16 protein-coding genes are annotated in these 16,415 nt (G+C 39.0%); 8 read left to right on the top strand and 8 right to left on the bottom strand.

Features of this window, described 5'->3' with window-relative positions; all coding sequences use genetic code 11:
• Positions 1-5: 5 nt before the first annotated feature.
• A complete protein-coding gene (locus tag B3394_RS00080; protein ID WP_177734831.1) occupies positions 6-389 on the top strand; it encodes a RidA family protein in 384 nt (127 codons plus the stop codon).
• Here B3394_RS00080 and B3394_RS00075 read toward each other — a convergent pair.
• The 3 genes from B3394_RS00075 to B3394_RS00065 form a co-directional block, all read right to left on the bottom strand.
• Positions 370-744, bottom strand: a complete 375-nt coding sequence (locus B3394_RS00075; RefSeq protein ID WP_177734833.1) for a methylglyoxal synthase — start codon at positions 742-744, stop codon at positions 370-372. The genes B3394_RS00080 and B3394_RS00075 overlap by 20 nt on opposite strands.
• Before the next feature lies 1 nt (position 745).
• Positions 746-1,591 carry a BadF/BadG/BcrA/BcrD ATPase family protein gene (locus B3394_RS00070; protein ID WP_286911781.1) on the bottom strand — a complete coding sequence of 282 codons (846 nt, stop codon included), beginning with the start codon at positions 1,589-1,591 and terminating at the stop codon, positions 746-748.
• A 66-nt stretch (positions 1,592-1,657) separates the two neighbouring features.
• Positions 1,658-3,610, bottom strand: a complete 1,953-nt coding sequence (locus B3394_RS00065) for an amino acid permease (RefSeq protein WP_286911780.1) — start codon at positions 3,608-3,610, stop codon at positions 1,658-1,660.
• Positions 3,611-3,874: 264 nt separating this feature from the next.
• On the opposite strand from B3394_RS00065, the gene B3394_RS00060 reads away from it, so the two are divergent.
• The 4 genes from B3394_RS00060 to sucC all read left to right on the top strand — a co-directional run bounded on the left by B3394_RS00060 (position 3,875) and on the right by sucC (position 6,542).
• Positions 3,875-4,510, top strand: coding sequence for a peroxiredoxin (locus B3394_RS00060; protein ID WP_177734839.1), 636 nt, complete (start codon positions 3,875-3,877; stop codon positions 4,508-4,510).
• 17 nt (positions 4,511-4,527) lie between these two features.
• Entirely contained in the window at positions 4,528-4,836 is a 309-nt protein-coding gene (locus tag B3394_RS00055) for a thioredoxin family protein (protein WP_177734841.1), read from the top strand.
• Between the two features lie 2 nt (positions 4,837-4,838).
• Positions 4,839-5,096: a DUF6952 family protein gene (locus B3394_RS00050; RefSeq protein ID WP_177734843.1), complete on the top strand. Its 258-nt coding sequence runs from the start codon at positions 4,839-4,841 to the stop codon at positions 5,094-5,096.
• Between the two features lie 252 nt (positions 5,097-5,348).
• Entirely contained in the window at positions 5,349-6,542 is a 1,194-nt protein-coding gene (gene sucC, locus B3394_RS00045) for an ADP-forming succinate--CoA ligase subunit beta (protein ID WP_273246364.1), read from the top strand.
• A gap of 51 nt (positions 6,543-6,593) precedes the next feature.
• On the opposite strand, the gene B3394_RS00040 is transcribed toward sucC, so the two are convergent.
• Complete coding sequence (locus B3394_RS00040; protein ID WP_286911779.1) at positions 6,594-7,118, bottom strand: DUF4269 domain-containing protein; 525 nt, start codon at positions 7,116-7,118, stop codon at positions 6,594-6,596.
• 4 nt (positions 7,119-7,122) lie between these two features.
• Complete coding sequence (locus B3394_RS00035; RefSeq protein WP_177734850.1) at positions 7,123-7,551, bottom strand: DUF1456 family protein; 429 nt, start codon at positions 7,549-7,551, stop codon at positions 7,123-7,125.
• An 89-nt stretch (positions 7,552-7,640) separates the two neighbouring features.
• Between B3394_RS00035 and B3394_RS00030 the strand changes: the two genes are divergently transcribed.
• Positions 7,641-8,042 carry a TerB family tellurite resistance protein gene (locus tag B3394_RS00030; RefSeq protein ID WP_177734852.1) on the top strand — a complete coding sequence of 134 codons (402 nt, stop codon included), beginning with the start codon at positions 7,641-7,643 and terminating at the stop codon, positions 8,040-8,042.
• A gap of 30 nt (positions 8,043-8,072) precedes the next feature.
• Here the strand turns inward: B3394_RS00030 and uvrB are convergent, their stop codons facing one another.
• Positions 8,073-10,061 (bottom strand): excinuclease ABC subunit UvrB, encoded by a 1,989-nt coding sequence (gene uvrB / locus B3394_RS00025; protein WP_273246366.1) that lies wholly within the window; start codon positions 10,059-10,061, stop codon positions 8,073-8,075.
• 155 nt (positions 10,062-10,216) lie between these two features.
• Positions 10,217-12,850, bottom strand: a complete 2,634-nt coding sequence (locus B3394_RS00020) for a valine--tRNA ligase (RefSeq protein WP_286911778.1) — start codon at positions 12,848-12,850, stop codon at positions 10,217-10,219.
• 299 nt (positions 12,851-13,149) lie between these two features.
• Between B3394_RS00020 and B3394_RS00015 the strand changes: the two genes are divergently transcribed.
• Positions 13,150-13,584, top strand: coding sequence for a DUF1573 domain-containing protein (locus B3394_RS00015; RefSeq protein ID WP_177734858.1), 435 nt, complete (start codon positions 13,150-13,152; stop codon positions 13,582-13,584).
• Positions 13,585-13,633: 49 nt separating this feature from the next.
• On the opposite strand, the gene B3394_RS00010 is transcribed toward B3394_RS00015, so the two are convergent.
• Positions 13,634-14,962 carry a PDZ domain-containing protein gene (locus tag B3394_RS00010; protein WP_286911777.1) on the bottom strand — a complete coding sequence of 443 codons (1,329 nt, stop codon included), beginning with the start codon at positions 14,960-14,962 and terminating at the stop codon, positions 13,634-13,636.
• Positions 14,963-15,087: 125 nt separating this feature from the next.
• Here B3394_RS00010 and B3394_RS00005 point away from each other — a divergent pair, with 125 nt between their 5' ends.
• A complete protein-coding gene (locus B3394_RS00005) occupies positions 15,088-16,281 on the top strand; it encodes a pyridoxal phosphate-dependent aminotransferase (protein ID WP_177734862.1) in 1,194 nt (397 codons plus the stop codon).
• Positions 16,282-16,415: the final 134 nt, after the last annotated feature.

The raw sequence follows: 16,415 nt of genomic DNA, 5'->3' as shown, positions 1-16,415 counted from the left end.
ATAGTATGAAAAAAATCATTTTTACAGCTAAGGCTCCGGCTCCTATCGGACCTTACAGCCAGGCAGTCCTTGTTAATGACAGCACATTATATACTTCCGGCCAGATCGCTTTGGATCCGGTTACAGGAGATTTAGTAATGGATTCCATAGAAGTGGAAACCAAACAGGTTATGGAAAACATGACCGCTGTTCTTGAAGCGGCAGGAATGACCTTTGAGAACGTCGTAAAGACCACAATCTTTATTAGCGACATGAACGATTTTGCGAGAATAAATGCTGTTTACGGTGCTTATTTTAATGAAAAAACCGCTCCAGCTCGTGAAACGGTTCAGGTGGCTTGTTTGCCAAAAAACGTTAATGTAGAAATCTCTATGATTGCAGAGAAATAGCTTTCAGCAGCAATTCGGCAGTTGCCTGATTGGTTGCTAACGGCACATTATGCACATCACACACCCTTATGAGCATGTTAATATCCGGCTCATGAGGGTGTTTTGCCAAAGGGTCTTTAAAGAACAGGACCATATTGCATTTTCCTTCTGCCACACGGGCCGCAATCTGCGCATCTCCTCCCAATGGTCCGGACAGCATTTTCAACACCTTAAATCCCGCATTTTCCGCTTTGTTTCCGGTAGTTCCCGTTGCGATTAAAGTAATGTTTTCCGATTTCAGAAAAGCTTTGTGTTCGTTCAGGAACTGAACCAGATCGGCTTTCATACCATCATGGGCAATAACAGCTATTTCCATTTTATACTGTGTGATAATTAATTAATCCGTCTATGGGTTTGCGATACACATTCCCCAGTGTTAGTCCGTTCTCGTTTAAGACCATTTCCAGTTCTTCTTTCAGATAGTAGGCAATCGAACCGATGAAGTGCACCGGGATTTCACGGCAGTCTTCAAACTGGGTGATGTAATTGTCCACAAAAACCTGCATGTCATGCAAAACGATCTTCCGGATGAATTCATGATCCTTATGCTTGATTAAAAACTTGGCAAAGGTTGCCAGAAAGGCATTCGGATTGGGTACTTTATAGAAGTTATGTTTCAGCACATCGGCATCCAGATCATACTCTTTTTCAAATTCTTTAGCCAGTTCCTGCGGCATTTTTCCAAAATAGTACGCCCGTATCAGGTGGCGCCCAAACTGGTTACCGCTGCAATCGTCCATTGCCAGATAGCCTAACGACTGTATTTTCTGGTGCAGTTCCTTACCATCATAATAACTGCAGTTGGAACCTGTTCCCAGAATACAAACGATGGCTTTTTCATTGCGCGGTGTTGTGGCAAACACGGCGGCGTAGGTATCTTCGTGGACTACGATTTCGGCATTTGTAAAGTATTCTTTAAAAACACCGGTCAGGAAGTTTTTCATCCGGTCGGTTCCGCAGCCGGCTCCATAAAAATACAGGTGAGTCACCTTGTCTTTGTTATGTAAGATGTCAAACCGTTGATCGATCCGGTATAATACATCTTCTCTTTCCAGTACTTCCGGATTTAATCCTAAAGTGGTTGCCGTAAACTGAATACTTCCGTTTTCGTCCAATGCAATCCAGTCGGCTTTTGTAGAGCCACTATCTACTACTAATTTCATTTGCCTTTATCTTGTTAAAATCAATAACTATCACGAGGTAAACACTTCTGCTGTTCCGGCGAACCTTTAGTCGTGTATGGTCGGTTCTATTTTACTGTAATTCAATTTACTGTTTTTCTGGCTGTAACCAAAATAAATAGCCAGACCGATTAACAACCAAATGGTGAAGTAAATCCAGTTCCACACACTCAATTCTGCCATCATGTACAGACAGCATACCAGTCCTAACAGCGGAATTAAAGAAAGTCGTTTTTTATACGCCCATACCACTAATCCAACAAGTACCGTTAAAAAGATCCACATCGGAATTTTGTGTTTGAATAGTGCCAGACCGCTTTCGTATTTTACGTTTTCACCAATCGGTAAAGCCGCAACAACTTCGTCATATTTATCCTTATTCTCTTCTCTGTAATTGCTCAGGATATGCTCCAGATCCTGTGTTTCACTGGCAATATGTGCCTTCTCTCCTTTTAACAAATGATTGTAAACCAATTCGGTTTCCGTTTTTGATAAAGCGGTTACAATTGCCGAAGGTTCGTTTACCTGTTTTACATTGGTAATAAAATCCATCGTCGGTTTTTTATTCACTGTAAAGGCGAATACCAAACCGGCAACCAGCAATAACGGTGCGATATATCGGGCATTGATATAAGGGGTTTTAAATTTACCTCTCGGAATATCTTTTCTGTCCTGTAATACCAAAACTCCGGCGCAAACCAGTACGAAGGCAAACAGGGTTCCGATACTGCACAAATCGGTTACCATTGTTAGGTTCAGGAATAAAGCCGGAATGGCTACTACAAAACCGGTTACGATGGTTGCATAGGAAGGGGTTTTATATTTCGGATGTACTTTAGAAAAACGCTTCGGAAGCAATCCGTCACGGCTCATACTCATCCAGATACGAGGCTGTCCCATCTGGAAAACCAGCAATACACTCGCCATCGCGACAACGGCACTCACGGCAATAATTCCGGAAAGCCATTTTAAATTCAGTTTATCAAAAACAAAGGCCAGCGGGTCACCCACATTCAGGTCTTTATAGCTCACCATACCTGTTAATACCAAGGCAATAACAATATAAAGAACGGTACAGATAATAATCGCCCACATCATCCCTCTCGGTAAATCACGCTGTGGATTTTTACATTCTTCTGCAGTGGTTGAAATTGCGTCAAATCCGATATATGCAAAGAAAACCGCAGAAACACCTTTCAGCACTCCGTTAATTCCGTTGGGTGCAAAAGGGCTCCAGTTCTCAACATCTACATAAAATACTCCCACCGCAATAACCAATAAAATGATCGCTAATTTCACGACTACCATCAGGTTACTGGCATTTCGGGATTCTTTCATCCCTCTGTAAACCAACCAGGTAATAATGATAATAATGAATAAAGCGGGTAAGTCTGCTACAAAGTGAAATGCCCCGATTGTAGGAGCGGTAGTCCAGGCCGTATGTGCTGCCTGAAGCGCAGCACTCAGGTTTTCAAACGATTTTCCACCCTGCATTAAAGCGGTTGCTTCTTTAAAACCATTGGAAGCCGTCAGGTAGTCCATTTGTATCCATTGCGGCAGATGAATCCCGCCGCTATCGAGCAGTCCGGTAAAATAATCACTCCACGATATGGCTACGGTAATATTACCGATGGCGTATTCCATAATTAAAGCCCAACCTATTATCCAGGCAATCAATTCGCCAAAAGCCACATACGAATAGGTGTATGCACTTCCGGAAACCGGAACCATTGAAGCAAATTCGGCATAGGCAAAAGCCGCAAAACCACAGGCTACAGCAGTAAATAAAAATAAGAATATTACAGCCGGACCACCATCGGAACTGGCTTTACCGATAGTACTGAAAATTCCGGCACCAACGATGGCCGCAATACCAAAAGCTGTCAAATCCTTTGTAGTTAAATGCTTACCTAATGCTCCATGTCCATCGGCGGCGTTTTGTTTTACTTGTTTTAAGATGTCTTCAACAGACTTTTTTCGAAATAAATTTGAAAAACTCATAAATTATTTTTGCATGTAATCGGTTAGTTTTAGGCTAATTAATAATAAATTAAATATTATTTATTCAATTTGCTAATAAAAACAAATATATAAAACCAATTCTTAAATCAATCTCTTCCATTTAAATAAAGTGAAAGCCATTATTCCAAATAGAAATTACCTATTTAAAAATAAATAATAATAATCAAACTTAATACTCAGTACACATTATATTGGCTACTTTTGCATTGTAAAAAAATAATAATCTTAAAATTTATACAAGTTATGTCATTAGTAGGTAAAAAATTTCCAAACATTGCAATTGACGCTATTTCTGAAATGGGAGACAATTTAAAAATCAACATTTTTGAAGAAGCTACAAAAAACAACAAGAAAGTATTATTATTTTGGTATCCAAAAGATTTCACTTTTGTATGTCCAACAGAATTACACGCCTTTCAAGCTGCTTTACCAGAATTTGAAAAAAGAAACACTATCGTAATCGGTGCTTCATGTGATACTAACGAAGTTCACTTTGCCTGGTTAAACACGCCAAAAGCAAACGGAGGAATCGAAGGTGTTACTTACCCTATTTTAGCCGATACAACCCGTAACTTAGCAAACATCTTAGGTATTTTAGATATCGAAACAGCTGCTTACAACGATGAGTTGGATACCGTAATCATTGAAGGTTCTAATGTAACTTACCGTGCTACTTACTTAATTGATGAGACCGGAAAAATTTTCCACGAAAGTGTTAACGATATGCCGTTAGGAAGAAATGTTGCAGAGTATTTACGTTTAGTAGATGCTTACACACACGTACAAACTAAAGGAGAAGTATGTCCTGCTAACTGGGAAGAAGGAAAAGAGGCTATGTTTGCTACCAGAGAAGGTGTTGCTAACTACCTGAATAACTAATATTAAAAAAAATTGCTATGTTAATTGAATTAAATGAAGATAAACTACAGGAATTAGTAAATACTAATGAAAAAGTAGTTGTACAATTTTCTGCTTCCTGGTGTGGAAATTGCCGTATCATGAAGCCAAAATTTAAAAAACTGGCTTCCGAAAAAGAAAACATCACTTTTGTTTTAGTAGATGCGGAAAATTCTCCGGAATCAAGAAAACTGGCTAATGTTTCGAACTTACCTACATTCGCAACTTTTGTAAACGGCGGATTGGTAAATCAGACACAAACCAATAAAGCAGAGGTGTTAACAGAATTAGTAAACGAAATCGCTTAACTATGAAATTACCGGTAATTAAACAGTTAACGCAGTTTATTGAAGAAAACGATCAGGATTACATCATTGAAACCATTGAAGTACTGGAAGCACTAACCGAAGTGCCTTCCCTGAAAGATGAAGAACTGGATGTTATTGGGGAATTAATTTCCAATATGTACGGTGCTCTTGAAGTAAACAAAATGGTTAAAGACGGAACCGATAAAAAAGAAGCTTTAAACAGCTTTATGAAACGTGTTCTGGGATCCATCGACAAATAAATCCTTTACCAGAAGGAATCTAAAAACGCTTTCCGTACGGAAAGCGTTTTTTTATTTTGAAGTTGTTTTTCAAACCGGAAATCATCAAAAAACAGCGTTAAAAGTGTCCGCAAAATTGAAATCGCACTAAAAAAATACAAAGTCTTTTATTTTTAAGCGGATAATAACAAACTCCTCTAAATTTAATTAGGCACTTTAAATCAAGTTTGCTATTTTTGTGGCACTTTATAATAAAGCTAAACGTATCAAATTATGAATTTACACGAATATCAAGGTAAAGAAATATTAGCCAGTCACGGGGTAAGAGTACAACGTGGTTATGTTGCTAACAATGCCGAGGAAGCTGTAGCAAAAGCAAAACAACTGACTGCTGAAACCGGAACAGGTTGGCACGTAATCAAAGCTCAAATTCACGCAGGTGGGCGTGGAAAAGGTGGTGGTGTTAAGTTAGCTAAAAACCTGGATCAGGTAAAAGAGATAGCAGAACAAATCATCGGAATGGACTTAATAACTCCACAAACTCCGCCAGAAGGTAAAAAAGTACACAAAGTACTTGTTGCTGAAGATGTTTACTATCCTGGAGAAAGCGAAACTTCAGAATTTTATATGTCTGTTTTATTAAACAGAGGAAAAGGACGTAACATGATCATGTATTCTACTGAAGGTGGAATGGATATTGAAGAAGTTGCTGAAAAAACACCTCATTTAATCTTTACAGAAGAAATTGATCCTGCTGTTGGACTGCAAGGTTTCCAGGCAAGAAGAATTGCTTTTAACTTAGGTCTTTCAGGAGATGCTTTTAAAGAAATGATCAAATTCGTAGACGCTTTATACAAAGCTTATGTTGGTGCTGACGCTTCTTTATTTGAAATCAACCCGGTATTAAAAACTTCTGATAATAAAATTTTAGCTGTTGATGCAAAAGTTGTTATTGACGACAATGCTTTATTCAGACAAAAAACCTATGCTGAAATGCGTGATATCCGTGAGGAGAATCCAATTGAAGTAGAAGCGAAAGAAGTAGGATTAAACTACGTGGATTTAGATGGTAATGTTGGCTGTATGGTTAATGGTGCCGGTTTAGCTATGGCGACTATGGACTTAATCAAACATGCAGGATTTGAGCCGGCTAACTTCTTAGACGTGGGTGGAACTGCTGATGCGAAACGTGTTGAAACGGCTTTCCGTATCATCTTAAAAGATCCGAATGTAAAAGCGATCTTAATTAACATCTTCGGAGGAATCGTTCGTTGTGACCGTGTTGCTCAAGGGGTTGTTGACGCTTACAAAAACATGGGAGACAACATTAATGTTCCAATCATTGTTCGTTTACAAGGAACTAATGCAGAGATTGCAAAAGAATTGATCGACAATTCCGGTATGCCAATCTTATCTGCTGTTGAATTCCAGGAAGCTGCAGACCAGGTGAAAGCTGCTTTATCATAATTGAGAAACACCATTCTATATACAAAAAGCCTGAGTTAAACTCAGGCTTTTTTATTTCTTATAATTCAGCAATCCAAGATAAGGATCTCCTTCAATATGCAGCAATTTTGCAAAAGCAGGTTCTGTTTTCATTCCTGTGCTTTTCAAATCGATTATTTTATCTCTGAAAGCACTCCCCTTTTCCTGAAGAATCTGGTATTCGATTAGCATGTGGCGGTAGCCGTTTTGTTCTTTTACCGGCAAATGCTGTCCGAAGATTTCAATTTCAATGCCATCAGCAAAAAAATTCGCAATTACCGTATCTTCTCCATTAATGACCGTATTGCACCATGTAAAACCGGGATATCCGGAAAAGCTATGCTTTAACACTTCAATAAAGCCTTCTTTTACATTCCAGCAGCAAACGATGTCCAGATCGCTTGAAGCTATCGCAATATCAATCGGGATTGTTCCTATCAGAACGGGTGTAAAACCGGCAAGCTTATCGAAAACCGTATGGGTGGTTAATACATCATAACTTCGTCGTTGCAGCTCGTTTCCGGCTTTCAGATAGTCAAGGGTATCAAATTGCTCCAAAGGCTTATGAATTCTTATTCTTTCCGTTTTTAAACCTTACTTTTTCTACGATAGGCTGTTGCTTTTTCTGCTTGAACGGTGCTTTTTTAGGCGCAGGTTTCTTTTTCTCTTCCTGTTTTGGTTTTGGCGTAAATTCCTGTTTTTTCACAGCTGTTGCCGCCGTTTTAACGCCTTCTTTATTTTTCTCCAAAACTTCCATCGGGTTTTTAGGGTTTTCTTTCGTTCCTCTAAGATGGATAACTAATCCGTTCAAAAAGTTACGCAAAACCTGATCACCACACTCCATAAATTTAGGATGGTCTTCATTACGGAAAAAGTTACCGATTTCCCCTTTGGAAATTCTAAAATCCACCAGTTCTAAAATGGCTACGATTTGATCATCCCGTAATTGTAAAGCTACACGAAGCTTTTTAAAGATATCATTATTGTTCATTAGTCGAAAAATTATCCTTCAAAGATACATAAAATCAACGGTCCCTTTTTTGATTCCGATTTTAATTTACTTTTGCAAAAAATATTATCATGAATACTTACGAAGAAAGAATCAGTCTTCTCTCTGAAATGATTGCTTTTGCTATAGTCGATGGGGAATTACACGACAATGAATACGACTTTTTAGCCATCGTTGCCGAAGAGCTTGGCATTGAGAAGTCCGTTTTTTTAAGTCTTTTCGACAAGCAGAAAGAGATTGTCATTATAAAAGACGAGCACCAGCGCATTATGCAATTCTACCGTTTGGCGTTGCTGATGCATGTTGATGATGTTTTGCACGAACGGGAAGTAAGAGCGATTAATGAGATTGGGATTAAGATGGGATTGAACCCAATGGGCATTCGCAAAACATTAAAAGCAATGGAAGATTCTCCTAATAAAATGGTGGCCGCGGAGTTTTTGATCTGCGCCTTTGAAGAACAGCATAATTAAACAATGCTGTTCTTTAAAAACACATAACTCTTATACTTTTTCCTGTAATACTTTTATTTCGTCTCTTAATTTTGCAGCCTGCATAAAGTCCAGATCTTTAGCCGCTTTTTCCATGGCTTTGCGTTTTTCACGTATGATCTTTTCAATTTCCGGTTTAGACAGGTAAGCAGTTTCCGGTTCTGCAGCACGTGCGGCGGTCTTCTCCTGTTCGTAAGAGGCTGCCGAATTTTTCATCAGCGCGCTTTCAATCTTTTTATTCAGTCCTTTCGGAACCAGATTGTGCTTGGTGTTATAATCAATCTGTTTTTGTCTGCGGTAGTTTGTTTCATCAATTGTTTTCTGCATACTTGCCGTGATCTTATCGGCATACATTATTGCCTTCCCGTTCACATTACGCGCAGCACGTCCCACCGTCTGCGTCAGCGAACGATGGCTTCTCAGGAATCCTTCCTTATCAGCGTCCAGAATAGCAACCAGGGAAACTTCCGGTAAGTCCAGTCCTTCACGCAGCAGGTTTACCCCGATTAACACATCAAACAGTCCTTTTCGCAAATCCTGCATGATCTCCACCCGTTCCAGCGTGTCCACCTCCGAATGAATATAACGGCAGCGTATTGAAACTTTGGCTAAATATTTAGCCAGTTCTTCCGCCATACGTTTGGTCAGCGTTGTCACTAAAACCCTTTCATCGGCTTCACAGCGCAATTGAATTTCTTCTATTAAATCGTCAATCTGGTTCTGGCTTGGCCGTATCTCAATGATCGGATCGAGTAATCCTGTAGGACGAATAATCTGTTCTACATAAATCCCTTCCGATTTTTGCAATTCATAATCTGCCGGTGTTGCCGAAACATAAATTACCTGGTTTTGCATGCCTTCAAATTCTTCAAACTTCAACGGTCGGTTGTCCATTGCTGCCGGAAGGCGGAAGCCGTATTCCACCAGGTTTTCTTTACGGGAACGATCCCCGCCATACATGGCATGAACCTGCGAAATGGTTACGTGGCTTTCGTCCACAACCATTAGGAAATCATCCGGAAAGTAATCCAGTAAGCAGAACGGACGTGTTCCGGGCGCTCTTCCGTCCAGATAACGGGAGTAGTTTTCAATTCCGGAGCAATAACCCAGTTCACGGATCATCTCCAAATCAAAATTCGTACGTTCTTCCAAACGTTTTGCTTCAAGATGCTTGCCTATTTCTTTAAAATAATCGACCTGTTTTACCAAATCCTGCTGGATTTCCCAGATAGCATTCTGCAAAACATCCGGCGAGGTTACAAACATATTGGCCGGGTAGATATTCAGTTTGTCATATTTCTCCAAAACCTGAGCTGTTTTGGCATCAAAAGCTTCTATTTCTTCAATTTCATCGCCAAAGAAGTGAATCCGGAACGGTTCATCACCATAACTTGGAAAAACTTCTACCGTGTCGCCTTTGATCCGGAAAGTTCCGGGCGTAAATTCTGCTTCGGTACGGGCATACAGACTCTGAACCAAACGGTGCAATAATTTGGTCCGGGAAATGGTCTGATTCTGTTCGATGGAAACCACATTTTTCTGGAATTCCACCGGGTTACCAATACCGTATAAACAGGAAACCGAAGCCACTACCAACACGTCCCTCCTACCGGATAACAGCGATGAAGTGGTACTCAATCGCATTTTTTCCAGTTCTTCATTAATGGACAGATCCTTTTCAATATAGGTTCCCGTTACCGGGATAAAAGCTTCCGGCTGATAGTAGTCGTAGTAAGAAACAAAGTATTCCACAGCATTGTTCGGGAAGAATTGCTTGAATTCCGAATACAGCTGCGCGGCCAGTGTTTTGTTGTGTGCCAGCACCAATGTAGGCCGCTGCACTTCCTGGATAACATTGGCTACCGTAAACGTTTTTCCGGAACCCGTTACTCCTAACAAAGTCTGAAAACGCTCTCCGTTATCAACTCCTTTACTCAGTTTATCTATAGCCTGCGGCTGATCACCTGTTGGCTTATAATCGGAAACAACTTGGAATTTCATCTGTTAATTTGAAGTATTTGACAAACACAAAGGTACAAAGGAAAATACTAATTCGATTATAAAATGAAAGGATGCTTTTAGTGTCTTTTCTTTTATTTCTAAAAACAAAAGAGGCCTGAAAATTCAGACCTCTTTTTATGTGGTTATGCCAATTTTTATTGCAAACCGGCTAAGCTTTGTTCTATCGTTGCAATTTTAGCCAAAGCATCTGCTTCTTTCTGGCGTTCGATCGCTACAACTTTTTCCGGTGCCGAATTCACAAATTTTTCATTTGCGAGTTTCGCCTGTACCGATTTCAGGAATCCTTTATTGTAGTTAAGTTCTTCCGTTAATTTTGTGATCTCTTCTTCCACATTAATATTTCCGGTAATCGGAATAAAATATTCATTGGATTTCACACGGTAGGATAACGCTCCGTCAACTTTGTCCGTAACATATTCCAAAGCGCTGATGTTTCCAAGCTTTGTGATAATTACATCAAAGAATGTCGTTGCATTTTCATTGTTCACTACTTTCAATTCAATTGTATCCTTGAAAGGAATGTTTTTGTCTTTTCTGATCGTACGAATACCGGAAATTACTTCCGTAGCAAAGTCGAATTCTGCAATAAGCGCTTCGTTTACGGTTTGTGCTTTCGGCCATTCTGCAATGATCAGGGCTTCTTTCTCTGATCGTTCAGCAATGTGCTGCCAGATTTCTTCGGTCAGGAACGGCATGAACGGATGTAATAATTTCAGGTTCGCTTCCAGCATTTCAATCGCACTGTTAAAAGTAACACTGTCAATCGGCTGCTGGTAACCCGGTTTAATCATTTCCAGGAACCACGAACAGAAATCATCCCAAACCAGCTTATACGTTGCCATTAAAGCATCGGAAATTCTGTATTTCTCAAAATGGTCTTCAATTTCAGCTAATGTTTTCTGTAATTTGGCTTCATACCATTCTACAGCAACTTTAGCATATTCCGGCTGGGCAATGCTTTCGCTTACTTCCCATCCTTTGATCAGACGGAATGCATTCCAGATTTTATTACTGAATGCTTTCCCCTGGTTGCACAGTTCTTCATCAAACAGGATATCATTCCCGGCAGCTGCACTTAACAATAATCCTGCACGAACACCATCGGCTCCGAATTTCTCAATCAAATCCAACGGATCCGGTGAGTTTCCAAGCGATTTCGACATTTTCCGGCGCTGGTTATCACGTACCAATCCGGTTAAATATACATTCGTAAACGGTTTTTCTCCGGCATATTCATAACCGGCAATGATCATACGGGCTACCCAGAAGAACAAAATGTCCGGTCCGGTTACCAGGTCATTGGTAGGATAATAGTATTTATACTCCGGATTTTCAGGATCCATGATGCCTCCGAAAACGGATATCGGCCATAACCAGGACGAGAACCAGGTATCCAAAGCATCTACATCCTGTCTTAAATCATCGGCTGTTAAAATCTGGTTACCTGTTTTTTGTATTGCCAGCGCCAACGCTTCTTCTCTGGTTTCTGCAACAACAAAATCTTCTTTTCCGTCACCATAATAGTATGCCGGAATTTGTTGTCCCCACCATAACTGACGGGAAATATTCCAGTCACGGATGTTTTCCATCCAATGGCGGTATGTATTGTTAAAACGGCTTGGATATAGTTTTACATCCTCGGTTTCCAAAACAGCTTTTATTGCCGGTTTTACCAGATCTTCCATTTTAAGGAACCACTGATCTGACAATCTCGGTTCAATAACCGCTTTGGTTCTTTCGGAAGTACCTACTTTATTAATATGTGTTTCCACTTTTACCAAAGCACCAAGCGTTTCCAGTTCCTGAGCAATTTCCTCACGAACAACGAAACGGTCTTTCCCCTGATAGTGTAATCCGAAAGCGTTTAATGTAGCATCATCATTGAAGATGTCAATAATCTCCAGATTGTGTTTTTCACCTAATTCTTTATCGTTTACATCGTGTGCCGGTGTAACTTTTAAGCAGCCTGTACCAAATTCCATATCCACATATTCGTCGAAAATAATCGGAATAACGCGGTTGCAAATCGGCACAATTACTCTTTTCCCTTTTAAGTGGAAATATCGTTCATCTTCCGGGTGAATACAGATTGCTGTATCGCCTAAAATAGTTTCCGGACGTGTTGTCGCGATCGTTACATACTCTTCGCTGTCTTCAATCTGATATCGTAAATGGTATAATTTCCCCTGGCGTTCTTCGTAGATAACTTCTTCATCCGACAGCGTTGTTTTCGCTTCCGGATCCCAGTTTACCATTCGGTAACCACGATAAATCAGTCCTTTATTGTATAAATCAACAAAAGAACGGATAACGGAAGCCGACATATCCGGATCCATTGTAAACTTGGTTCTTTCCCAATCGCAGGAAGCACCCAGTTTTTTCAGCTGATCCAGGATTACACCACCGTATTTATCGGTCCATTCCCAGGCATGTTTCAGGAATTCTTCACGGGATAAATCGTTTTTATTAATCCCTTCTGCTTTTAGCTTGGCTACTACTTTAGCTTCAGTAGCAATGGAAGCATGGTCGGTTCCGGGAACCCAGCAGGCATTAAATCCTTTTAAACGAGCTCTACGAATCAATACATCCTGGATAGTATTGTTCAGCATATGTCCCATGTGCAGTACTCCTGTGACGTTTGGCGGCGGAATTACAATTGTGTACGGAGTTCTGTGGTCAGGTTCCGAGTGAAAATAATTGTTCTTCATCCAGTAGTCGTACCATTTCTGTTCTACTGCCTTGGCGTCAAATTGAGCTGGAATTGTCATATATAGTCTTCGTTTATTTTTCTTGTGTTTATAATAATCCATCGGCTAATCGCTTAGCAATGATGGCAATAAAAATCTTTTTCGCAAATTCAAAGATAGAAAACGGACAGTAAGAAAATGGCTTTAAAAAGCACTGTCGTTTCGATTCCAAAAAAGATATTGCTTTTTTGGTACACTTTTTGCAAATTATCTCGCAAAAGTAATTATATCTGAGCAAATAAAAAAAGAGCGTTAAAATATTTGTTCATTTATTAAAACAATGTAATTTTACAATAACAATAAAAAAAACTAAATTAAAAATGAAAAAATTATTAGGATTAGTTGCAGTATTAGCATTTAGTGTTGCTTCATATGCTCAAAAAGGACCAAAAATCGAATTTAAAGCAAAAGACAACACTATTGATTATGGTGTAGTATCTAAAGATTCTGACAATGGTATCAGATCTTTCGAGTTCAAAAACACTGGTGATGCTCCTCTAATTATTACGAATGTACAATCTACTTGCGGATGTACTGTTCCATCTAAACCGACTGAGCCTATTATGCCTGGTAAAACCGGAAAAATTGATGTAAAATACAACATGAATCCTGGTAAAATCAGCAAAACCATCACTGTAGAATCAAATGCTGTTAACTATGAAGGTGGTAAAGTTGCTTTAAGAATTAAAGGTGAAGTAATCGTAAAACAAGAGGCTGGAGTTCTTGAAAAACCTAAAACAACTCCACAATCGTAACAACATTACTTATTGATACAAAAGCCCTGTTAATACAGGGCTTTTTTTATTACAAGAGCTTTCTGAGCTTAATTTCATAATCCAGGATTTTTCCATCCCTCTCCACCTGAATCTTTATTATTTTATTTTCTTCCGACTGCAATAACTCGTTTATGCGCTGTTTCGAAAGGTTGTGAACATTCTTTTTATCGATTTTTAAAACCTTGTCTCCGGCTTTCAGACCGGCCTCCTCTCCGGGTGATTTTTTCCGGACGCTGGCGATCTCAAATACCGGCTTCAAAATGAATTTGTATTTAAAACTGGAATTATCAAAAACAATATCATTCATATTGATCGCTCCCATCGGTAAGGCTTTATCGACCTGGCTTTTGGCAGATTCCTGTACCCACTCTACTCCATTGTGCTGTATTTCGATTCCGCTCATATTATAGTTAAACGGATCTTCATACATATTATTTGTCTTTACAAGAATCCTGGATTCTTCATAATCCACCATGACCGTAAACCGCTTAATGATTTCCCCGCCCAAAGAGCCGTTCCGGTCTTTAATGATCCGCAGCTGCCTGTAGGATGTGGTATCCGGATAAGAAACCAAAGGGTCTTTAAAGGTGAAATGTGCCGTTTTGATTTCTGATAAACGTGATTTTTTACCGTGAATAGTACCGCCTATTCCTTCTCCGAGCACATCTTCAAAATATTTATCATTACACTTTATCCTGTCATCTTCAAACAGCCACAGTCCGTCTGTAAGTCCTGTATCGAATAACAGCTTTAGCTGCATTTCTTTCTGGTCCAGCCGGGCATGAACATCCACATAAGGTCTTCCGTTAACAATGCTCAAAGGAATACTGGTAAACGATTTTAATCTCCTTTTTTTCAATACATCCCTATTCTTGTATAGGGTAATCTTCTTTTTAATATAATTAATCTCTACCAGGTGGTTTCTAAAAAAAGAGTACCCCAATATACCATTAACCGGTATTCCTATTCTGGAGGAAAAATTCAGATTGTCGTCCAGGATCACCAATATCTCAAAATTTGTATCGACATAATCACTCACATTCATTTTGTTACGCTGTGATAATAATCCTTCCGCTTCTTCTTCATTTCCCAAACCGGATATTTTTATTTTTTTAGTATTGAAAAGCTGCACGGTATCATTTTGCGGAAAACTGAAAATCAGGGAAGGTTCCGATCCGGAATCCAGTAACATATTGAGCCTGGTGTTATTTATTTCAACGGGAATAATAATCAGGTTATCAACAAAGACAAAAGGTATCGCGATTTTATCTTTTGAAGATTTCCACTGAAATCCATCCTGAGCGGCGATGGAATTAGGATATGTGATTAACAAAAAAAGAAAAAAGATTAATCGCATAAATTAAATTTTTCTTAAATCTAAGAAATAGTTCCGATATTTCCTATTAATAAAGGATTTTAGCCCCGATATTTTTATGAATTTCCTAAAAAAAGTCGCAAATTTGTGCATCAAAAATATTAACCATGCCTAAAGTTTCATTAAAAGGGCAACAGATGCCTGAATCACCAATTAGAAAATTGGTTCCTTATGCAGAAATTGCTAAAAAGAAAGGTCATAAAGTATATCATTTAAATATTGGCCAACCGGATATCAAAACTCCGGAAGTAGCTTTGAATGCTGTAAAAAACACCGATATCACTGTTTTAGAATACAGCCACTCTGCTGGTTTTGAAAGCTACAGAAATAAACTTTCAAAGTATTATCAGGATCACGGTCTTCCCATTAACCAGGCAGATATCATTATTACTACCGGTGGTTCTGAAGCCTTGCTTTTTGCAATGGGAAGTACTATGGATACTAATGATGAAATCATTATCCCTGAGCCTTTTTATGCAAATTACAATGGTTTTTCTACTGCTTCCGGCGTAAAGGTAGTGCCTGTGATTTCTACTATAGATACCGGGTTTGCTTTACCTCCGATCAGTGATTTTGAAAAATTGATTACTCCGAAAACAAAAGCAATCTTAATCTGTAATCCGGGTAATCCAACCGGTTATCTGTATTCTAAAGAAGAAATAATGCAGTTAGCCGAATTGGTTAAAAAACATGATCTTTTCCTGATTGCTGATGAAGTTTACCGTGAATTCACTTATGACGGAGACAAACATTACTCGGTAATGAATATTGAAGGATTAGAAGAGAATGCAATTATGATTGATTCTGTTTCGAAACGATACAGTATGTGCGGAGCAAGAATCGGCTGTATTGTTTCTAAAAATAAAGAAGTAATGGCAACTGCGATGAAGTTTGCACAGGCGCGTTTAAGCCCGCCAACTTTTGCTCAAATTGCCAGTGAAGCTGCTTTAGAAACTCCTCAAAGTTACTTTGATGATGTAATTACGGAATATAAAGATCGCAGAGACACTTTAATTGCCGAATTGAATAAGATTGAAGGTGTAAAAGTAGCAACTCCAAAAGGAGCTTTTTACTGCATTGCAAAACTACCGATTAAGAACGCTGATGATTTTGCACAATGGTTACTGGAAAGCTATGATTTAAACGGAGAGACCGTTATGGTTGCTCCAGCTGCTGGTTTTTACTCTACACCAAATGTAGGACTTGACGAAGTACGAATTGCTTATGTTTTAAAGAAAGAAGATTTAATTCAGTCTGTTAAAATTCTAAAAGAAGCACTTCAGGCTTACAACAATAAATAATATAAAAGCCTCATTTAAGTGAGGCTTTTTTTAGCTCAAAGGCAACCGTTATGGTTGCCTTTTTTTATGGTGATACCCTTTGCTAACAAACATAAAAAAGCCCGCTCTTTCAAGCGGGCTTTTTACATTATTAT

The sequence above is a fragment of the Flavobacterium sp. UBA4197 genome, from assembly GCF_002379575.1.
In the GTDB taxonomy this organism is placed as follows: Bacteria; Bacteroidota; Bacteroidia; order Flavobacteriales; family Flavobacteriaceae; genus Flavobacterium; species Flavobacterium inviolabile.
This window is presented reverse-complemented; position numbering and strand designations above follow the sequence as displayed.